Raw genomic sequence first — 19,999 nt, forward strand, 5'->3', positions numbered from 1 at the left:
TAAATGCCATCCCAGGTACATGTTGACCATGCTCCGTGGTTCACGGAGTCCAGGCTTGGAATGTTCGTGCACTGGGGACTTTATGCATTGCCCGCCAGGCATGAATGGGTTATGAGCTTAGAGCGCACCAGCGTGGAGGACTACGCTGCGTATTTTGAGCGGTTTGACCCTGACCTTTACGAACCGCGTGAATGGGCCAGGTCTGCCAAGGCCGCTGGGATGGAATACGTGGTGCTGACCACCAAGCACCATGAGGGGTTCTGCCTGTGGGATTCGGCGTTGACGGACTACAAAGCCACCAACACCCCCGCAGGCCGGGACTTGCTGGTTCCGTATGTTCAGGCTCTTCGCGATGCCGGACTCAAGGTTGGTTTCTACCATTCCCTCATTGACTGGCACCACCCGGACTTCACGATCGATGACATCCATCCGCTGCGGGACGCACCCAATGTGGAGGAGCTCAACGCCAGCCGTGACATGAACGTCTACCGGGAGTACCTGCATGGGCAGGTTCGGGAACTGCTGACCAACTACGGCAAGATCGACTACCTGTTCTTTGACTTCTCGTATCCCGAGGGGCCTCTGGCTGTCAGGTACCCGGGCAAGGGCAAGGACGCCTGGGGCTCGGTGGAGCTCGTGGACATGATTCGTGAACTGCAGCCCGGCATCATCATCAACGACCGGCTGGATGTTCCCGGCGACTTTGTCACCCCTGAGCAGTACCAGCCAGCCGGCGCCATGATGAGCGGCGGCAAGGAGGTGCCGTGGGAAGCGTGCCAGACTCTCAATGGCAGCTGGGGCTATGACCGCGACAACATGGATTACAAGTCCGTGGACTTGTTGGTACGCATGCTCATCGACGGCGTCGCAAAGGACGGGAACCTACTGTTGAACGTGGGACCCACGGCCCGCGGCGAGATTGATCCGCGTGCCTCCGCCACCTTGACTGGCCTGGGGGAGTGGATGCGCGCCCATGGACGGTCCATCCGCGGGGCGCACAGCACAAGCCTCGTGCCGCCGGCGGACTGCCGCTTTACCCGCGCCGGGAACCGGCTCTACCTCCACCTTTTCGCCTGGCCACTGAAAGTGGTGCACCTGCCCGGGCTGGCCGAGCACGTCAGCTATGCCCAGTTGCTCAATGACGCCTCCGAGATTGTGATTGAAAAGCTGGATCCCGCGCAGGTCGCCATCAATACGCGCCCGGGTGGCCAGCCTGCAGGCACCTTGACGCTAGTGCTTCCCGTCCAGCGCCCCAACGTGACGGTACCCGTCATCGAACTGTTCCTCAACGATGAAAGTGAGTTGGCATGAGCCAGAAAATTGCCCTGCACACGCGTCTGAAAGCTGGCAAGGAGGCGGAGTACGACTCCGTTCATGCCCGCATCAGCGACGAGCTGGATTCCGCCCTGCGCGCCGCAGGCGTTACCGGATGGAACATCTGGCGCAGCGGACGCGAACTTTTCCATGTAGTGGAGGTGGCCGACTACCAATCCATGCGCAGGGAACTTGCCACCAATCCGGTCAACATCGCGTGGCAGGCCGTAATGGCCGAACTGCTCGAAGTTGAAGACGACTACTCTGGTGACGACATGGGCCTGGCGAAAGTGTGGGAACTGCCATGAGCCTTCCTGAACTGGGCCGGCTGGGCTTCGGTGCCGCCGGCATCGGCAACCTGTACCGCGCCATGGACGACGACGTTGCTGCCGCCACCTTGGCAGCGGCCTGGGACGCAGGCCTGCGCTACTTCGACACCGCGCCGCACTACGGGCTGGGTTTGTCGGAGCGCCGCCTCGGTGCATTCCTCACCACGAGGCCCCGTGACGAGTTTGTGATTTCCACGAAGGTTGGCAGGCTCTTGGAGCCGGTGGAGAACGCCGAAGGTGCCCGTGATTCGCAGGGCTTTGATGTGCCGGCAGACACCGTGCGGCACTGGGACCCCTCCGAAGCTGGGATTCGCCGCAGCATTGAGGACTCCCTGGAGCGCACCGGCCTGGACCGCATCGACATTGCCTACCTGCACGACCCCGATGTCTACGACCTCGAAGCGGGCATCAACCAGGCGCTGCCCGCGCTTGAAAAGCTGCGCGAAGAAGGTCTGGTCAAGGCCATTGGCGTGGGCTCGAACTCCGCGGACGCACTGGCAGAATGCGTGGCACGTGCCGACATTGACGTGATCATGCTGGCTGGTCGCTACTCACTGCTGGAACAGCCGGCTGCCGTAGATCTGCTGCCGCTGTGCTTGGAGCGCAATGTTCAGGTGGCCAACTGTGGCGTCTACAACTCAGGCCTCCTGGCCCGGCCGGTGGTGCCGGATGACGCACACTACAACTATGAACCCGCCCCGGCGCAAATTCTGGCCCGGGCCAAGGCACTCGCTGCCTGCTGCGATGAATTCGGTGTGGAGCTGCCCGCAGCAGCCCTGCAGTTTGCGGTGAGTCACCCGGCGGTCTGCACTGTGGTGGTGGGCGCCTCCAACGCAAAGCAGATCAAGCAGACGGCTGAACGCATGGCGGCCGTTATTCCGGCGGGTTTGTGGCCGGCATTGGTTGAGCGTGGCCTGTTGGATGAAAGCCTCCTTCATGTCTAGCTGCGCGTCCGACGCCGGTCGGGACGTTGCCGCTGTTGCCGAGCCGTTGGGATCAACAACGTTGCGCATCGACTCGCATCTGCATATATGGAAACCCGTTTCAGGCCAATATTCGTGGCTGACACCGGCCCATGGGGTCCTCTACGACACGTTTACACCGCACCAGGCCCGGCAGGCACTTTCGGCTGCCGGGGTGAGCCAGGCGATCCTGGTGCAGGCAGATGACACGGCCACCGACACAGAAACGATGCTGGACGCCGCCGCCGCCAATGACTGGATTATTGGAGTGGTGGGATGGCTGCCGCTGGAAGATCCGGCGGCCACTGCGGATTTGTTGGAAAAGTGGACGGCCAGCCCGGCGTTTTGCGGGGTGCGCACCTTGATCCATGACAATCCACGGCCCGACATTCTGGAGTTGGAGTCCGTCAGGAAGTCTCTGACCCTGGTAGCGCAGGCTGGGCTCCCCTTTGATGTTCCTGACGCTTTTCCCCGTCACCTCGGGCAGGTGGCTGACCTGGCCCGTGCGCTGCCGGAGCTCACAGTGGTGCTTGACCATCTAGGCAAGCCACCGCGTGGCGGTGCACCGGAGTCGATGAAACTCTGGGCGCAACAGCTGCGCGACGTGGCTTCACTGCCCAACACGGTGGCAAAAGTATCTGGGCTCCATACCGACACGGCAGAATTCTCAACCCCAGCGCTGAACCAGGTTTGGGAGACTGCGCTGGAGGCGTTTGGCCCGGCACGGCTGATGTTTGGCGGGGACTGGCCGGTGAGCCTGCTCGGCGCCAGCTACGGGGATACCGTGGACGTCCTGGCCGCCTTGATCAACTCGCTGGAGTCCACGGATGCACAAATGGTGTGGGCTGGAACAGCGCAGCGTACGTACCGTCGGTAACGGTTTCGTAAACATCGGATGTATTGGCATCAAACGAGTGTGTTTGTGTTTTAAATAACATAACATGATGGAAGTCACGTTCGCCGGAAGCCCCGATGTACATGGCTAATGCCGGATATTTCAGAATCTAGTAGACGTATGCAGTTTCCGGTCAGTGGCGAATGGCTTCAAAAGAGGTCTGATGTCAGATCATTTTGAATGAGGCTTGGAAGGACGGCATGAGTAAGAAACTTCTTCGGATATCCGGGGTGAACAAGAGCTTTCCGGGGGTCAAGGCACTCTCCGAGATGCAGTTGGATCTCGGCCATAACGAGGTTTTGGCACTCGTTGGCGAAAACGGCGCCGGAAAATCCACGCTCATGAAGCTGCTTTCAGGTATTTACGTGCCGGATTCGGGCGCCTTTGAAATCGACGGTGACCAAGTGGTCATCAACGGCACCAAGCACGCCCAGGAACTGGGCATCAGCATCATCCACCAGGAATTCAACCTGATGCAGGATCTGACCGTGGCCCAAAACATCTACATTGGCCGCGAGCCCCGCATTGGCGGCGTCTTCCTGAGTGAGCGCGCGCTGAACCGCAAGGCCCGCCTGTTGTTCAACAAGATCAATATTGATCTTGACCCCAAGGCGCGCGTCGGCGATTTGACGGTTGCCAAACAGCAGATGGTGGAAATTGCCAAGGCGCTCTCCTACAAATCACGCATTCTGATCATGGATGAGCCCACCGCTGCTTTGAATGACGCTGAGGTGGCCACCCTCCATGATTTGATCCGCAACTTCACGAATGAAGACACCGGTGTCATTTACATCTCGCACCGCATGGATGAGCTCAAGGCCATCTCAGACCGCATCACAGTGATTCGCGACGGTCAGTACATTGACACCGTCGACACGGCCAGCACCACCATGCGCGAAGTCATCAACTTGATGGTTGGCCGCGAAATTTCCGGCAACCAGCGTCCGGAAACCCATGCGCCAACCGATGAAGTCGTCCTGAAGGTCACCGGGTTGGAGACGAAGGACTTCCTGCGCAACATCAACTTCGACCTCCACAAGGGCGAAATCCTTGGTTTCGCCGGGCTCATGGGAGCAGGACGCACCGAGATCGCACGTGCCATTGTGGGGGCCGACCGTATTTCGGCTGGTTCCATTGAGCTCAATGGCAAGGCCGTGACCATCAGCAACCCTGCAGTGGCGGCCAGCATGGGCCTGGGCTATCTGTCCGAAGACCGGAAGCATTTGGGTCTCTTGCTGGAGCGTGACGTCAAAGACAACATCGCACTGAGCTCCTTGAAGATGTTCTCGCGCATGGGTGTGCTCGATGACAAGTCCATGAAGGCAACGGCCACCACCTACATCGACAAACTGCGTATCAAGACCCCGTCCAGCGCACAAATCGCCAAGAACCTCTCCGGAGGTAACCAGCAGAAGATCGTCATTGCCAAATGGCTGGTCAGGGACTGCGACATCCTGATCTTTGACGAGCCGACCCGGGGAATTGACGTTGGTGCCAAGGAAGAGATCTACACGCTGCTCAATGACTTGGTGGCACAAGGCAAATCCATCATCATGATCTCTTCGGAGTTGCCGGAAGTGCTGCGGCTCTCGCACCGGATTGCGGTGATGAGCGAGGGCAGGCTCACCGGCTTCCTGTCCAATGAGGATGCCAACCAGGAAAACATTATGGAATTGGCTACTCAGAACATTGAAAGTGCCGTCTTGACACCCCTCCCACCGTCCAGCGCGCAGAGCGCCTCAAAGCAAGAAAGCACGGCAAACTGATGACACTGACCAAGGAAGATGCGCAATCCGCCACGGTTGCCAGCTACAAAAAATCAGAACTCAACACCCGGATTCGGGCCAGTTTCCAGCAGCTGCTTGCGTTTGCAAGCCTGTTGGCGTTGGTGCTCTTCTTCTCCGTGGCAAGCTCGAACTTTTACCAAGCGGCAAACCTGTCCAATATTCTGCTCTCCACAGTGGTAACGGGACTTTTGGCATTGGGAACCACCTTTGTCATCATCACCGGCGGCATCGACCTGTCCATTGGAACGGGCATGACCTTGTGCTCGGTCATGACGGCCTACTTTATGACCCAGCTGGGCCTTCCCATGATTGTGGGAGTGCTCGGCGGCGTGCTGTTCGGTGCCCTCATTGGTTGTACCAACGGATTCTTCGTTGCGGTGCTGAAGATCCCCTCATTCATCGCCACACTGGCCATGATGATGGTTGCTGCCGGCCTGGCCCTGGTCATCTCCGGGACGAAGCCGATCTACACCAACGAGGTTGAGGGCTTCCAGTCGATTTTTGCCCTGGGCAAGTCGATCCCGGGCCTGGTTATCCCCAATGCCGTCTTCATCTTGTTCGCTGCTGCCATCGTGGCAGGAGTGGTCTTGTCCAAGACCGTCCTTGGCCGCTACACGTACTCCATCGGCAGCAACGAACAGGCAACGGCCCTCTCCGGTGTCAACGTGACCAAGTGGACCGTCATGATCTACACATTTGCCGGCGCCTTCACCGGGCTGGCCGGCGTCATTGCCGCAGCCCGCCTCAACTCGGCCCAGCCCGCAGGTGGCATGGGCTTGGAGCTTCAGGCGATTGCCGCCGTCGTCATCGGCGGAACATCACTGGCTGGCGGCAAGGGCTCCATCATTGGCACCGTCATTGGTGCGCTGATCATGTCGGTGCTGACCAACGGCCTGTCCATCATGTCGATCCCGCAGGAATGGCAGCAAGTTGCCGTCGGCGTCGTGATTCTGCTCGCCGTCTACCTGGACATGGTGCGACGCAAGAAAACCGTCAAATAGATTCTCAAAAACCGCGGTTCCCGCAACAGATTCGTCCAAGTGTTTATACAAAGGAGTAAGACCCATGCAAAGAAGAAAATTTCTCGCCCTAGCCTCGGTGGCTGCAGTATCCCTGGGCCTTGCAGCCTGTGACACGGAGGCCGCTGCGCCTGCCGGTGGTGGCGCCAGCGCCGGCGGCAAGCCGTATATCGCCATTGTCTCAAAGGGCTTCCAGCACCAGTTCTGGCAGTCAGTGAAGCAAGGCGCTGAAAAGGCAGCCAAGGAATTCGATGTTGAGATTTCGTTCGAAGGCCCTGACAAGGAAACCAACGTTCAGCAGCAGATGGACCAGCTGAACAACGCCATGGCCAAGAACCCCCAGGCGCTGGCCTTGGCAGCATTGGATTCCAAGGCCGCAGAAGGCGTGCTGCAGGATGCCAAGGCAAAGAACATCCCCGTCATTGCCTTCGACTCCGGTGTAGATTCAGATATCCCGTTGGCCACGGCTTCCACTGACAACAAGGCTGCCGCGGCTGAAGCCGCAAAGCACATGGCTGAACTGCTCGGTAACAAGGGCGCGATTGGCATCATCAGCCACTCCCAGACGGCCACCTCAGGCACCGACCGTCGCGATGGCTTCGTGGACTACATGAAGGCCAACGCACCGGACATCAAGATCGTTGACGTGCAGTACGCGGACGGCGACCAGGCCAAGTCCACGGACGCCGCCAAGGCCATGATGACCGCCAACCCGGACTTGGCAGGCATGTACGGCACCAACGAAGGCGCAGCCATCGGCATTGTCAACGCTGTCAAGGAGATGAGCAAGACCGGCAAGCTGGTCATCGTCGGCTTCGACTCCGGCAAGGCCCAGATGGACGCCATCAAGGACGGCCTCATGGCTGGCGCAGTCACCCAGAACCCCGTGGGCATCGGCTACGAGACGGTCAAGGCCGCCGTTGCCGCCATCAAGGGCGAAAAGGTTGAGAAGGTCATCGACACCGGCTTCTACTGGTACGACAAGACCAACATCGCCGATCCCAAGATCGCCGCGAACCTGTACGAGTAGGCTTCACTGGACCGGCCCGTCCCGGTGGCAGGAGAACACATTCACGTGTTGTTCCGCCATCGGGCCGGGCCGGTTTCGTTTAAGCACTAGCTTGCTAAGGATTTTCCAGGCACGACGGCGTCCAGCGCACCTGTTGCTGCGTGTGGCGGGGCCTAGAGCGCTTGCCGCAGCCAGTGCTCTACGCCACTGATGTGAACAGTCACCAGGGCCCTGGTGAGTTCAATGTCGCCGCGCTCCAGCGCTTCGATGATGGCCGTATGCTCCGAGAGAGTGCGGTCCACAGCTTTTTCCTGGGTGAGGCCACGCCAAATACGGGCACGGACAGTGCTGCTTGAAAGTGAGTCCAGCACACTCTCCAAGTAGGAGTTGTTTGCGGCTGCCGTAATCAGTCCGTGGAACACAAGATCGTGCTCAACCAGGGATTCAACGCTGGTTTGCTCATCAATGTTGTCCATCGTGGCACGCAGGGTGGCGATTTGTTCCGCGGTGATGAGCCTTGCGGCTGTGGCTGCAGCCGCAGGTTCAAGCATGCGGCGGACCTCAAAGATCTCCAGGATGGTTTCATCCTGATGCAGGTCGACAATAAACGTCATGGCCTCAGTGAGCAGCTTCGGCTCCAGACTGGTCACGTAGGTCCCATCGCCGCGACGCACATCCAAGACACGTATGATCTCTAACGCCTTGACGGCTTCCCGGAGTGAACTCCGGGAAAGACCCAGCTTCTCGCTGAGTTCCTTCTCGGGAGGTAGCCGGTCGCCTGCGGCAAGCTCTCCGGAGATGATCATGTCCTTGATCTTGGTGATTGCTTCGTCGGTTACGGCCATAGCAACAGTCTAGTGGTCTGATGTTTGCTTTACCGGGTGTGGCACTCCGGCGGCAACGGTCCATTCCTTGAATCATGTCGACGGCGGCGTCTCGGCTACTGCGTTAAGCAACTGTGCCCGGCACCTGTGAGGAACCGGGCACAGCCTTTATTTATTTATTCTTTTTTGCAGGCGAACTAGGCGCGCTTGCCACGGCGGCGGACCACCATGACGAAGACGCCGCCGGCGATCAACAATGTCAAAGCCAAGAAGAGGCTTGATGTGGCATTGGCTCCCGTGTGGGCTAGATCGTCATTCGTTGTTCCGGCCCCTGCAGCAGACCCGGCCTTGGTTGTTGCAGACGCAGTTGCGGAGTTGCTTGCACTTGCGCTGGACGTTGCCGTGCTTGTGGCATTTGCGGCAGCGGTCACCGTCAGCGAGATGCTGACTGTGGCACTCTCCCCAGCGTTGTCAGTGCCGGTGATGATCACTGTGTGCACACCAGCCGGAACCGTTTCAGGCACCTTCGTGGTGAGGGCTACGCTCCCGTCCGTCGCGACAGTGGAGGTACCCAGCACAACGGGATCTGAATGCAACGTGAACGTCGCAGTGCTGCCCGGCTTGAAGTTCTCGCCGGTGATTGTCAGATCAGCACCTGCTGCCACTGTTGTCGAGCTCAGGAAGCCTGAAGGCTCATCCGCCGCCGGCGGGGTAGTGGCATCAGGAGTAGCTGTAGACGTGGGCGTCTCCGTGGGTGTATCCGTGGCCGAAGGTGTCGGTGTAGCCGTAGCCGTCGCAGACGGGGTCGGCGTGGGCGTCACTACGGCCGCGTTGACTTTGAGGGAAGCTGAAGCTGAATTTGCTCCCTGAGTGGCCACGACGGTGAAGTCTCCTGCCGAGGTATCGGCCGGAATCGTAACGGTCAAAGTGGCGCTGCCCTGGGCATCGGCGGTTGCCTTGCCCAAGGTGATTGCACCAGGGCGCAATTCAACAGTGACCTCCTGACCGGGGGTGAAGCCAGTCAACGTGAGTTTGTTGGTTTCTCCGGCAGTTACGGTAGCAGTCTCCACTGTGACGGTGGGGGTGGCGGGTGCCACGCCCTCATCAACTACCCAGCCTTGATCAGCGCGCTTGGCGAAGTTATCCGCCAAGGACTTTCCGCCGATCAATGCAGGTGTGCCGTTTCCATAGGTGGTGACAGTGATGGGTGCAGCAGCGGTGCCGTAACCCCAGAATGGGGTGTCGGACGCTGCACAGTCAGTACCGGCCTTGAAATGAATGGTTGCACTTGTGGCGATTTCAGTCTGACGGAATTGTTCCATCGAGTTGAAGGGCCGGGCTTCGGTACCGATCCCTGCGACAGGGGCCTGGCAGTCAACGTAGAGATCCTTGATGGGGGCCGGAGCCGCTGCCAAGGTTCCATACAGGGAAACGTTCGCGAAGAACGCGGGCGTCCGCGTGCCCTTCACTGTGACTCGGAATTCCTGTGCAGTGGTGGTGTTGAACTTCAGGATGCGCAGTACGCCGACGGTGCCGGCTTCGGTGACCTTCGTCCACACTCCATTGAGCTTTGCCTCAACAAGGAAGCCGTCCACGTTCTGTCCGTGGTTCAAAACATCCTCAGACAAGGCGATTCGGTCAACGGCCTTGGCCGAGCCCAAATTGATTTCGAAGCTCTGGCCAGCAGCTAGACCCTGCGTTGCAGAAGAACGGAAGTTCCCATCGGTGAGCAGTGCCGAAGCCTCGCCGTTGATGGAAACCGGCAGGCCCAAGGCGTGGTCCTGGCTAAATGCCTTCGCCCGTTCTTCGGTGAAGCCAGCCAAAGCCTTATTGGAGGTTTCCGCGAACTTGCCCGTCGTGGTGGGCGGAACGTTGAGCAACAGCACTGCGTTGCGTCCAGCTGAGTCGTGGTACTTGCCAAGCATCTCAGTCGGTGACTTTGGTGCGTCATTCGGGTGCGCGAACCAACCCTGGGTCAGCTTCATGTCGGCTTCTCCCGGCCACCAGTGCAGGTTGTTGGCAGCACCGGTCTTGACGGCCGTAAGCATGGACTTCGTGGAGCCAAGATTTGCTTCGCCGTCCGGGGTGACGGAAGAAATCTTGCCACCGTCTGTCGGCGTCTTGACAGGGAGTACGCCCCACTCGTTGTCGCGTGCCGTTCCCTGTTCATTGCCGATCCACTTGATGTGGTTGCCGCCCACAGCCACCAGGGCGTGGGGTTGTAGTTGGGCGATCATGTCGTAGAACGCCGGGTAGTCGTAGAATTCCTGCTTGCCCGTATTGCCCTGGGCGCCGTCGAACCATACCTCGTCGACCTGGCCGTACTGGGTCAGGACTTCATATAGCGTGTTGAGGAAGAACGCGCCGTAATCGGTTGCCTGGTACTTGAACGTAGGGAGGTCCTTGCCTGCCCTGTCGTCGTTGGTGACCAGTGTCGGGATGGTGCGTTCCTGCTTGGCGCTACCGTTGCCAAATACGCCCGAAACTTCCTGGTTGGAGTCGGCGGGGGACATGTAGAGTCCCACCTTCATGCCATATTTATGTGCGGCGTCGGTGAACTCCTTCACCACATCACCCTTGCCACCCTTCCATGGGGAGGATGCCACTGTGTAGGGGGTGTAGCGAGACGGGTACGACATGAATCCATCGTGGTGCTTGACCGTCAGGACCGTGTAACGGAATCCGTTGTCACGCAGAGTCTTAACCCAGCTGTCAGCGTTGAAGTCCGTGGGATTGAACCGTGCGGGGTCCTCGGTGCCGTTGCCCCACTCTTGGTTGTAGAAAGTGTTGATGCCGAAGTGCACGAATGCGGTTTGGCGAGCTTCCTGCCATTCGAGCTGGGGCAGCGTGGGGCGAACCAGGGCTGACTTGGCCAAAACGTTGGCTGCACAGTCGCCCGTGCTGACAGAAACGTAGTTGGCAGGGTCCAACAGCAGCGGCTCACAAACTTCAGGTTCGGCCTCGACCAGCTCCTGGTACTTGACGGCTGCCGCGTCATAGCCAGCGGTCAGGGCGGCAAAACGGGTCTTGTCCAGCGAACCCTTGAACGTGCGGGTATTGCTGGCTTCCTTGACTTCTGCGCCGAAGCTGGCGGTGGAGGTTGCGCTCTGGTTCTTGACGGCCTGAGCACCCTTGAGGGGGGTCAGGAGTTTCCCGTCCATGCCGGCGATGAGTTCGGCAGTGCCGTCGCTCTTGGGCACATACACCATGGAGAAGGTGTGGGCCTTGTTGACCTCGGGAACCGGAATGGTTTCAGCGACGGTCACCCATTTGCCGCTGGCGTTGGAGCTGAAACCGTACTCGAACCCGGTTGCACTGTTGGTGTAGCGGGCAAACAAGTTGCCGCCCACGGCAATGACCGTTCCTTGGGCTACCTGGGTTCCTGTCGGTGTGAAGACAGCTTCGGCCACGAATCCCTTGTTGAGGGCCGCTGTGCCCAGGGGAAAGTCGCCCGCCGTGAAATCGAGTCCCTGACCGGCTGTTGTCAGGGTGGCCACGCCATTGGCGATGGTTTCCGTGCCGGCGCGCCGTGCCAGTGTCCCGGCCATGATCTCGCTGCTGGAGGGGGTGTATTGGTTGGCGTTGAGTGTGCCGTCGTAGGCGACGTCGAGCAGGTCGGTCGACGCCGGCAGCGGCTGGAACTCGAAGTCTGCGGCGTTGAATGCAGTTGCTGCCTTGGCGAGACGGACCTCGTGGAGGGTGCCGTTGAAGCCGCGGGTTGTGCCCTGCGTGTTGACTTCATAACCAAAGCCAAAGATGGAGCCCAGATTCGCACTGTTGGTGGCCAGCCCGGTGCTGGTTACGGTTGGCAGAACCACACCGTCCAGCATCACGGTCAGCTTGGCGCCGGTTCCAGTGGGTAGGTAGTGAAAGGAGAGCGCGTGCTCCATATTAAGGGCAGGGTAGGGAACCGTGGCCTTGTTCGAGGTCCACGTTGAGCCGGATTGGGAGTCGAAGCCGTAGCGCAATTCGTTGGCCTGGGCGCGGATGAAGAAGTTTCCGCCGGCGGAGAAGATCGTGGACAGCTCGGCTGTGCTCGTGGGAGTGAACTTCACTTCCCCAAGGAACCCCTGGTCAGCGCTCGTTGTCCCTGTGGTCATGTCCGTGGGTGCATAGCGGAGACCTTGGGTTCCACCGGCGAGTTTGACCCCTGAAAGGGGCACCTGCTCTTCGGCCCCGTTGACGCGCTTGAGCACGCCGTGCATGATTTCATCGCCCGTGGTGGTGTAAGCGCTAGTGCCGACCAGTGAGCCATTGAAGCCCACATTCAACGAGTCGCTGGTGGCGGCCTGTGCGGCAAGTGCCGGCACTAAAAGTGTGCCGATAAGGCCCGCAGCCGCCAGGCTGGCGAGGGCGGTGGTTTTGAGGCGCTTCTGCGGCGAAGCTGGGTGCCGTAGCCGGCCTCCGCCTCGCGATTCAACGCCAATACTGGGTAAGACCATGAAATGAATACTCCCTTGTAGTCGTAACTTCCCCGAAGTCGCAGCCCGCCCATAACGGTAGGCAGCCAGCTCCCCACAAAACATCGGATGATTAGAGTCCAATTTAGTGGTACAAAGTGAGATAACGCACTATTTATTGAATGTTACGGAGAACACCAGCAACTTTCTGCGTGTTATCAGTTGCATGCTAGTCCTTGTTTGAGTAAACATCTGATGTAAGAGCGTTGGTTAACTACAAGAACGCGCGGTCCAAGAACCTCCGTTCAGGTGTGTGGTCAGTCCACACCGGAGCGTTTTTGCTCTACAGTGGGAAGCATGAAAATTGCACTCTTTGCCACGTGCATCGTCGATGCCATGTATCCGCGCACTGCCCAAGCGACAGTGGCTCTCTTGGAGCGGCTGGGTCACGAGGTTGTCTTCCCTGCAGGACAGGCATGTTGCGGGCAGATGCACGTCAATTCCGGCTATTTCAAGGAAGCCCACACGGTGGTGGCCAACCACGTGAAGGCCTTTGACACCGACGACTACGACGTCGCCGTGGCACCTTCGGGCTCCTGTGTTGCCAGTGTGAAGCATCAGCATGAACTGGTGGCGCGGCGCTGCGGGGATGCTCCCCTTGAAGAGCGGGCTGCGGCCGTGGGAGCCAGAACCTATGAGCTGTCCCAACTTTTGACCGACGTTCTGGGGATTACGGACGCCGCTGCTCAGCTCGGCTCCTACTTCCCGCACAAGGTCACGTACCACCCCAGCTGCCACGGTATGCGCCTGCTGCGACTTGAGGACAGGCAGCTGAATCTGCTCAAAAGTGTCGGTGGCATTGAAATGGTGGAACTGCCCGAGGCTGACCAGTGCTGCGGCTTCGGTGGCACCTTCTCCATGAAAAATGCAGACGTTTCGGCGGCCATGAACCAGGACAAGGCAGCAAATATTTGTGGCACCGGTGCTGAGCTGTGCTCGGGAGGGGACGCCAGTTGCCTGATGCACATAGGCGGTGGGCTCTCCAGACAGGGCAGTGATGTAGGAACGCTGCACTTCGCGGAGATTCTTGCCAGCACGTTGGAAAATCCCGTAACGGTCACCGGCGGCGTCACATTGGCAGGGAGCAAGCGATGAGCAACACTTTTCTGGGCATGCCCACACTTCCCGTTTTTGGGCACGGCAACCTCAACGCGACCGAACCATTTCCCCAGGCCGCGCGCAGGGAATTGGCCAATACCCAGCTTCGCGCCAATTTGGGCCATGCAACCCACACCATCAGGGACAAGCGCCTGAAGGTGGTGGCGGAACTTCCCGACTGGGAACAGATGCGCGACTCCGGCAGTGCCATCAAGGACGCCACCATGGCGAACCTGCCCGCCATGCTGGAGGCTTTCGAGGCCAACTTCACAAAACGCGGCGGCATCATCCACTGGGCCCGGGATGCCCAGGAGGCCAACGAGATTGTCACGGCGTTGATCCGCGAAACCGGCGAAACTGAAGTGGTCAAGGTCAAATCCATGGCCACCCAGGAAATCGGCCTCAATGAATACCTTGAGGAGCAGGGCATTGCCGCCTATGAAACCGACTTGGCCGAACTCATTGTGCAGTTGGACCATGACAAGCCCAGCCACATCCTGGTCCCCGCCATTCACAAAAACCGCAGCCAGGTCCGCGAGATTTTCCTGCGTGAAATGCCGGGTGTGGACCCGCTGCTTACGGATGAACCGGCACGTTTGGCCGAGGCCGCCCGCAAGCACCTGCGCAAAAAATTCCTCACAGCAAAGGTGGCCATCTCCGGGGCTAACTTTGGTTTGGCGGACACCGGCACACTGACCGTGGTGGAATCTGAAGGCAACGGGCGCATGTGCCTGACGCTGCCGGAAACGCTGATCACCGTCATGGGGATTGAAAAACTTCTGCCCAGCTGGAGTGACCTCGAAGTGTTCATGCAGTTGCTGCCCCGGTCCTCCACCGGTGAACGCATGAACCCCTACACGTCCTTGTGGACCGGGGTAACCCCCGGTGACGGCCCCCAAAACGTCCACCTCATCATGCTGGACAATGGCCGCACCGCCGCCTTGGCTGACAAAATGGGCCGCACGGCACTGAACTGCATCCGCTGTTCGGCGTGCATGAACGTCTGCCCTGTCTACGAACGAACCGGCGGGCACGCCTACGGCTCCACCTACCCAGGTCCCATCGGCGCCATTCTTTCCCCGCTGATGACCGGCATCAAAAGCGAAGAAAACAACTCGCTGCCGTATGCGTCCTCATTGTGTGGGGCGTGCTTTGACGCCTGCCCAGTGAAAATCAATATCCCGGAAATCCTCGTGCACCTGCGCGGTGAGGACATTGATTCCCAGCGCGCGAAAATCAAGGTCCCCACGCAGATGGACTTGATGATGAAGGGTGCCGAGTGGGCTTTCTCCAGCGGCGCAAAGCTGAACCTGCTGGAACGCGGACTGCCGTTGGGCAAGCTTGCTGCAGGACGCGACAAAGTCATCAAGAAACTCCCCGGCATAGCTGGCGGTTGGACAAAAACCCGTGACATTCCGGCCCCGCCAAACCGGTCCTTCCGGCAGTGGTGGGACAAGGAACACAAGCCGGGAACCGCCGTCGTGCCTGGAATGACGCCGGGGAACAGTGCTGAGAACAGCGAAGGAGAGCAGGCATGAGCGCCCGAGAAGACATCATGGGCCGGATCGCCTCGGCCTTGCGTGATGCCCCGGAAACTCCGGTGGTGCCGCGCGAATATCGGCGCAGCTCGAACATGAGCGCTGAGCAGCGTTTAGAGCAGCTGGTTGACAGGCTTGAGGACTACAAGGCCCACGTGTTTGTGACGCCGGCCGCGCAGGCTCCGGCGAAGCTGGCCGAATTACTCGCCGGCAGTGCCTCGATTGTGGTCCCGCACGGCTTGCCGAGGGAATGGCTTGCCGAACTGACGGACGACGCCGGGTCGTTGGAGGTCCATGTTGACTCGCCTGAGCGCCGCCTCACCGTGGCGGAACTGGACGCTGTGGACGCAGTGGTGACAGCTGCCGCAACAGCGGTTTCCGAGACGGGAACCATCATGCTTGACGGCAGTGAGGCCCAAGGGCGGCGCATTATCTCGCTGGTTCCCGACCGGCACATTTGCCTGCTGCGCGCTGGTGACATTGTGGAGGTGCTGCCCGAGGCGATCGCTCGTCTGGAGGCAACCCGGCCGCAGACGTGGATCAGCGGGCCCAGCGCCACAAGTGACATTGAGCTGGAACGTGTCGAAGGTGTCCACGGTCCACGCACCCTTGATGTCATTATCTTGACGTAGTCCGGCGGCGCGAACCATCGGTTTTCGCGAATCCATATGGCAGCTCCTGTGGGTGTTTCACTCGGGCACCCGCAGGAGCTGCGATATGAACGCCGGCGTGCGGGGTTCCCAAGCCGGGGCCATAGTGGAAGCATGGCCAGCATGGAAACCTCGGAGTTGTTGGAAGATTCGTTTGGCCGGATCGGCACCATCGTTGCGGCGGTCTTGGATGGGTTGGAGCGGGAAAAGCTGAATTGGCGCCCCGGAGAGACGGGTAACTCGATCGCGTGGCTGCTGTGGCACCTGTGCCGTGCCCAGGATGAGCAGGTCGCGGACGTTGCCGGTGCCGCATCCGTCTGGACAGCAGAGGGTTATGCCGCACGGTTCGGCTTCGATTTGGACCCCGCGGATACTGGCTATGGGCACTCTCACGCGCAGGTTTCCGCGGTGCAGCTGGATTCCACCGAACTGCTGCGTGAATATCATGAAGCCGTGCTGGATCGGAGCCTGAAGTTCGTGCGTGAACTGGACGGCGCAGCACTCGACAGAATCGTGGATAAGCGCTGGAACCCGCCCGTCACACTGGGTGTGCGGCTCGTCAGCATAGTTGACGACTGCATCCAGCACGGCGGGCAGGCCGCCTATGTGAAGGGCCTGCCCGCGGTGAAATGACTCGAGACGCCAAGCGTCAGGCGACGGGCATGCGCTCCTTGACGGCCGGCGTCGTGCTGTCAGCGTGTGCCTTAGTGGAAGGAACGCCGTGGACTGGTGCCGATCCGCCGGTGGGGATGAAGGCGGCCAGCGCGGCCGATGCTACAGCGGCTCCGATGGCGATGACGAACGTTATCCGGAAGGCGTCCATAGTGGGAAGCTCGTAAGGGCCCAGCTGCATGGTCATCGAGGCCAGCACCACACTGATGACGGCGGCAGAGCTTGAGGTTCCGATGGAACGCATCAAGGAGTTCAATCCGTTGGCTGCGGCAGTCTCGGTAATCGGCACGGCGCCCATGATCAATGCGGGCATGGCGGCAAAGGCCAAGCCCAGACCGCCGCTGATGATCATGGAGGCCAGGATGATTTCCCACACGCTGCCATTGAGTAGCAAGGCCGCAACATAACCGGCGGCAATGACGAGTGCGCCGCAGGTCAGCGTCACCTTGGGGCCACGGCGGGCCGAGAGCTTGGCGGAGACGGGGGAGAGCGCCATCATGACGAAGCCGCCCGGCGCCAAGGCAAGGCCGGCCTGAATCATGGTGAGCTCGAGGCCGTACCCGGTTGCCGCTGGTGCCATAAGCAGTTGGATGAAGATCAAGGACATGCCATACATGGCGAAGCCGATCATCACGGAGGAGAGATTTGTCAGCAGCACCTTCGGGCGTGCGGAAACCCGAAGGTCAACCAGGGCTTCCTTGGTCCGCAACTGGTAGGCGCCCCAGATCAGGAGCACCACCACTGACGTGGCGAACATGCCGATGGTCAAGGGGCTGCCCCATCCCCATTCCGAGCCCTTGGTCACCGGGACCAACAGCGCGACAAGGCCCACGGCCAATCCGGCTGCGCCCAAACCGTCAAAGCGCCCCGGCGTGCACACTGGGGATTCAGGCAGGACGAAGGCGACGAGCAGTGCGCACGCCAAACCCAGCGCAGCGGCAACCCAAAAGAGCATGTGCCAGTCCGCCGTTTGCGCAATGAAGGCTGAAAGTGGAATTCCGATGGCCCCACCAACACCCATCGTGGCACTCATGGTGGCGATGGCCGGGCCCACCTTCATGGGTGGAAGCTCGTCGCGCATGATACTGATGCCCAGCGGGATCGCACCCATTGCCAAGCCCTGCAACGCGCGGCCAACCACGACTATCGTAAGCGAGTCGCTGAGCGCGCACAGCACTGATCCGACCACCATGGCCAGCAAACTCAGAATGAGGATGCGGCGCTTACCGAACATGTCGCCGAGTCGTCCGCTGATAGGAGTGACGACGGCGCCCGCCACCAGAGTCGCCGTAATGGCCCACGACGCGTCGGTGGCCGAGGCGTTCAGGAACTTGGGAAGCTCCGGGATCAAGGGAATGATCAAGGTTTGCATGAGCGAGACGACTATGCCACAAAACGCCAAGGTGGTGACAACCATCCTTGGTGTGGGCGTGCGGGTTGGATTTTTACTACTGAACACCGGGCTCCTGATGACGTTGAAACTTTTCTTATGTATGATGCAATATACATGTATCATACATAAGAATGACGGAGTGGGAACTGTGCTACACGAAAAGAACGTGCTTGGGCAACTGGAATATGAACTCATGTTGCTGGCTCGTTATGCCCTTCGCCCCCAGCACCGGCAAGACGAGGTGCTGGACCGCTCTGCCATGGTCCTGCTGAGTCGGCTGGAAAATGTGCCGCCCATGACATTGAAGGAACTCTCGTGTGCACTGAGACTCGATGGGTCCACCGTGCATCGCCAGTCCGCGGCGCTCTTGCGTGCCGGGTTGTTGGATTATGCCCCGCGTGACGGCGGTGAGGTGGCACGCCGCGTCATGCCCACCGAGGCTGGAACGGCGGCCTTGGCCAACACTCGCAGCATCTACGAGCAAGGGCTGGAGGGTGTTGTTCGCGATTGGCCCGATGCGCGGCGGTCGCAGCTTGTGGGCATGCTTCAAGCCTTCAACAAGGATGTGGAGCGGCTTGAAGGTGCCCTCTGGCCGCGGTCTGAGGAAACTGCAGGGTAGGGCCTTATGGCCCCTTTCTTATCAATTCTTCCCAATCTAGACTTGCCTTAACCCCACTTTTCGGCGCCGTCATCCGGTGCAGCTGCGCTCTACGGAGAATTCCGCGGCAGATGGGCGGGGTGTTTTCTCGTTGCATTTGAAGGCGTTGACCTACGCCGTCTGAACTGACTGGGAAGGAATCAAGAGCATGTCTGGAAATAAGGCTGTCGCCTACAAGGGGCCCGGCGTCGTTGAAGTCATTGACATCGACTACCCCACGTTCGAACTGAAAGATGGGCCGGGTGTCAATCCTGCCAACGTGGGGCGCAAGGTCCCACACGGTGTCATTCTGAAGACCGTCGCCACGAATATCTGCGGATCAGACCAACACATGGTGCGAGGACGCACCACTGCACCGTCTGATTTGGTCTTGGGCCACGAAATCACTGGAGAAGTGGTTGAAGTTGGACCGGACGTTGAATTCATCAAGGTGGGGGACATCTGTTCGGTTCCCTTCAACATTGCCTGTGGCCGCTGCCGCAACTGCAAGGAGCGCAAGACCGGCATCTGCCTGAACGTGAACCCTGACCGCCCCGGAAGTGCCTACGGCTACGTTGACATGGGCGGCTGGGTTGGTGGCCAAGCGGAATACGTGCTGGTTCCGTACGCCGACTGGAACCTGCTCAAGTTCCCGGACAGGGATCAGGCGTTGGAAAAAATCATGGACTTGACCATGCTTTCCGACATCTTCCCCACCGGGTTCCATGGAGCGGTCTCGGCAGGGGTTACCGTGGGCTCTACGGTCTACGTTGCCGGGGCAGGGCCGGTGGGTCTAGCTGCGGCAACGTCAGCACATCTGCTCGGTGCCGCCGTGGTCATTGTTGGTGACATGAACGCCGACAGGCTGGCACAGGCAAGGACCTTCGGTTGTGAGACCGTCGATCTGTCCAAGGGCGATCCCGGGGAACAGATCGAGCAGCTACTCGGTGTCCCCGAGGTTGACTGTGCAGTCGACGCAGTGGGCTTTGAGGCAAAGGGCCACGGCGCAGACTCCCACCACGAAGCTCCGGCAACAGTGCTCAACTCGCTCATGGACATCACGGCGGCTGGCGGCTCGCTCGGCATCCCCGGGCTCTATGTCACAGGCGACCCGGGTGGCATCGATGCCGCTGCACAGAAGGGTTCGCTGTCGCTGAGCCTGGGCACCGGCTGGGCGAAGTCGCTTGCCTTCACCACGGGGCAGTGTCCGGTCATGAAGTACAACCGGGGCTTGATGATGGCAATCCTGCACGACAAGGTGCACATCGCCAAGAACGTCAACGCCCAGGCCATTACTCTGACTGACGCACCGCGTGGCTATGCCGAGTTCGACGCCGGGGCGGCCACGAAGTACGTGCTGAACCCGAACGGCTATCTGGACTAGCTGACACGGTCTCGACTGGCTCGACCAC

16 protein-coding genes are annotated in these 19,999 nt (G+C 59.9%); 13 read left to right on the plus strand and 3 right to left on the minus strand.

All coding sequences use genetic code 11. From position 1 onward, the window contains the following. The first annotated feature begins 3 nt into the window (after positions 1-3). The 7 genes from Q4P21_RS04510 (at position 4) to Q4P21_RS04540 (ending at position 7,336) form a co-directional block, all read left to right on the plus strand. Positions 4-1,311: an alpha-L-fucosidase gene (locus Q4P21_RS04510; RefSeq protein WP_303387642.1), complete on the plus strand. Its 1,308-nt coding sequence runs from the start codon at positions 4-6 to the stop codon at positions 1,309-1,311. Further along, entirely contained in the window at positions 1,308-1,622 is a 315-nt protein-coding gene (locus tag Q4P21_RS04515; RefSeq protein ID WP_303387643.1) for an L-rhamnose mutarotase, read from the plus strand. The genes Q4P21_RS04510 and Q4P21_RS04515 overlap by 4 nt, the downstream gene beginning before the upstream one ends. Beyond that, entirely contained in the window at positions 1,619-2,587 is a 969-nt protein-coding gene (locus Q4P21_RS04520) for an aldo/keto reductase (RefSeq protein WP_303387644.1), read from the plus strand. Before Q4P21_RS04515 ends, Q4P21_RS04520 begins: the two co-directional genes overlap by 4 nt. After that, complete coding sequence (locus Q4P21_RS04525) at positions 2,580-3,482, plus strand: amidohydrolase (RefSeq protein ID WP_303387645.1); 903 nt, start codon at positions 2,580-2,582, stop codon at positions 3,480-3,482. Before Q4P21_RS04520 ends, Q4P21_RS04525 begins: the two co-directional genes overlap by 8 nt. A 218-nt stretch (positions 3,483-3,700) precedes the next feature. After that, complete coding sequence (locus Q4P21_RS04530; protein WP_303387646.1) at positions 3,701-5,266, plus strand: sugar ABC transporter ATP-binding protein; 1,566 nt, start codon at positions 3,701-3,703, stop codon at positions 5,264-5,266. Further along, a complete protein-coding gene (locus Q4P21_RS04535) occupies positions 5,266-6,288 on the plus strand; it encodes an ABC transporter permease (protein ID WP_303387647.1) in 1,023 nt (340 codons plus the stop codon). Before Q4P21_RS04530 ends, Q4P21_RS04535 begins: the two co-directional genes overlap by 1 nt. Before the next feature lie 64 nt (positions 6,289-6,352). After that, entirely contained in the window at positions 6,353-7,336 is a 984-nt protein-coding gene (locus Q4P21_RS04540) for an ABC transporter substrate-binding protein (protein ID WP_303387648.1), read from the plus strand. Positions 7,337-7,488: 152 nt separating this feature from the next. Here the strand turns inward: Q4P21_RS04540 and Q4P21_RS04545 are convergent, their stop codons facing one another. Both Q4P21_RS04545 and Q4P21_RS04550 read right to left on the minus strand, forming a co-directional pair. Beyond that, a complete protein-coding gene (locus Q4P21_RS04545; RefSeq protein WP_303387649.1) occupies positions 7,489-8,160 on the minus strand; it encodes a FadR/GntR family transcriptional regulator in 672 nt (223 codons plus the stop codon). A 176-nt stretch (positions 8,161-8,336) separates the two neighbouring features. After that, positions 8,337-12,581: an alpha-L-fucosidase gene (locus Q4P21_RS04550; protein WP_303387650.1), complete on the minus strand. Its 4,245-nt coding sequence runs from the start codon at positions 12,579-12,581 to the stop codon at positions 8,337-8,339. A gap of 315 nt (positions 12,582-12,896) precedes the next feature. Here Q4P21_RS04550 and Q4P21_RS04555 point away from each other — a divergent pair, with 315 nt between their 5' ends. From Q4P21_RS04555 to Q4P21_RS04570, 4 genes are all read left to right on the plus strand, one after another. Next, entirely contained in the window at positions 12,897-13,694 is a 798-nt protein-coding gene (locus Q4P21_RS04555; RefSeq protein WP_303387651.1) for a (Fe-S)-binding protein, read from the plus strand. After that, positions 13,691-15,235 carry a LutB/LldF family L-lactate oxidation iron-sulfur protein gene (locus Q4P21_RS04560; RefSeq protein ID WP_303387652.1) on the plus strand — a complete coding sequence of 515 codons (1,545 nt, stop codon included), beginning with the start codon at positions 13,691-13,693 and terminating at the stop codon, positions 15,233-15,235. Before Q4P21_RS04555 ends, Q4P21_RS04560 begins: the two co-directional genes overlap by 4 nt. Continuing rightward, the gene (locus Q4P21_RS04565) at positions 15,232-15,867 is read left to right on the plus strand and encodes a lactate utilization protein C (RefSeq protein ID WP_303387653.1); all 636 of its coding nucleotides are present in this window, start codon (positions 15,232-15,234) and stop codon (positions 15,865-15,867) included. The genes Q4P21_RS04560 and Q4P21_RS04565 overlap by 4 nt, the downstream gene beginning before the upstream one ends. Positions 15,868-15,999: 132 nt before the next feature. Beyond that, positions 16,000-16,518 (plus strand): DinB family protein, encoded by a 519-nt coding sequence (locus tag Q4P21_RS04570; RefSeq protein WP_369598858.1) that lies wholly within the window; start codon positions 16,000-16,002, stop codon positions 16,516-16,518. A 16-nt stretch (positions 16,519-16,534) separates the two neighbouring features. Here Q4P21_RS04570 and Q4P21_RS04575 read toward each other — a convergent pair whose 3' ends face one another. Beyond that, entirely contained in the window at positions 16,535-18,016 is a 1,482-nt protein-coding gene (locus Q4P21_RS04575; RefSeq protein ID WP_303387654.1) for an MFS transporter, read from the minus strand. A 73-nt stretch (positions 18,017-18,089) separates the two neighbouring features. On the opposite strand from Q4P21_RS04575, the gene Q4P21_RS04580 reads away from it, so the two are divergent. Both Q4P21_RS04580 and fdhA read left to right on the plus strand, forming a co-directional pair. Continuing rightward, a complete protein-coding gene (locus tag Q4P21_RS04580) occupies positions 18,090-18,569 on the plus strand; it encodes a MarR family winged helix-turn-helix transcriptional regulator (RefSeq protein ID WP_303387655.1) in 480 nt (159 codons plus the stop codon). 187 nt (positions 18,570-18,756) lie between these two features. Next, positions 18,757-19,971, plus strand: coding sequence for a formaldehyde dehydrogenase, glutathione-independent (fdhA, locus tag Q4P21_RS04585; RefSeq protein WP_303387656.1), 1,215 nt, complete (start codon positions 18,757-18,759; stop codon positions 19,969-19,971). Positions 19,972-19,999: the final 28 nt, after the last annotated feature.

This window comes from Arthrobacter sp. (assembly GCF_030540645.1).
In the GTDB taxonomy this organism is placed as follows: Bacteria; Actinomycetota; Actinomycetes; order Actinomycetales; family Micrococcaceae; genus Specibacter.

What these genes read in the sequence shown, in the direction of transcription:
- Q4P21_RS04510 (WP_303387642.1), top strand. Translation starts at nt 4, where the DNA reads ATGCCATCCCAGGTACATGTTGACCATGCTCCGTGGTTCACGGAGTCC.
- Q4P21_RS04515 (WP_303387643.1), top strand. Translation starts at nt 1,308, where the DNA reads ATGAGCCAGAAAATTGCCCTGCACACGCGTCTGAAAGCTGGCAAGGAG.
- Q4P21_RS04520 (WP_303387644.1), top strand. Translation starts at nt 1,619, where the DNA reads ATGAGCCTTCCTGAACTGGGCCGGCTGGGCTTCGGTGCCGCCGGCATC.
- Q4P21_RS04525 (WP_303387645.1), top strand. Translation starts at nt 2,580, where the DNA reads ATGTCTAGCTGCGCGTCCGACGCCGGTCGGGACGTTGCCGCTGTTGCC.
- Q4P21_RS04530 (WP_303387646.1), top strand. Translation starts at nt 3,701, where the DNA reads ATGAGTAAGAAACTTCTTCGGATATCCGGGGTGAACAAGAGCTTTCCG.
- Q4P21_RS04535 (WP_303387647.1), top strand. Translation starts at nt 5,266, where the DNA reads ATGACACTGACCAAGGAAGATGCGCAATCCGCCACGGTTGCCAGCTAC.
- Q4P21_RS04540 (WP_303387648.1), top strand. Translation starts at nt 6,353, where the DNA reads ATGCAAAGAAGAAAATTTCTCGCCCTAGCCTCGGTGGCTGCAGTATCC.
- Q4P21_RS04545 (WP_303387649.1), bottom strand. Translation starts at nt 8,160, where the DNA reads ATGGCCGTAACCGACGAAGCAATCACCAAGATCAAGGACATGATCATC.
- Q4P21_RS04550 (WP_303387650.1), bottom strand. Translation starts at nt 12,581, where the DNA reads ATGGTCTTACCCAGTATTGGCGTTGAATCGCGAGGCGGAGGCCGGCTA.
- Q4P21_RS04555 (WP_303387651.1), top strand. Translation starts at nt 12,897, where the DNA reads ATGAAAATTGCACTCTTTGCCACGTGCATCGTCGATGCCATGTATCCG.
- Q4P21_RS04560 (WP_303387652.1), top strand. Translation starts at nt 13,691, where the DNA reads ATGAGCAACACTTTTCTGGGCATGCCCACACTTCCCGTTTTTGGGCAC.
- Q4P21_RS04565 (WP_303387653.1), top strand. Translation starts at nt 15,232, where the DNA reads ATGAGCGCCCGAGAAGACATCATGGGCCGGATCGCCTCGGCCTTGCGT.
- Q4P21_RS04570 (WP_369598858.1), top strand. Translation starts at nt 16,000, where the DNA reads ATGGCCAGCATGGAAACCTCGGAGTTGTTGGAAGATTCGTTTGGCCGG.
- fdhA (WP_303387656.1), top strand. Translation starts at nt 18,757, where the DNA reads ATGTCTGGAAATAAGGCTGTCGCCTACAAGGGGCCCGGCGTCGTTGAA.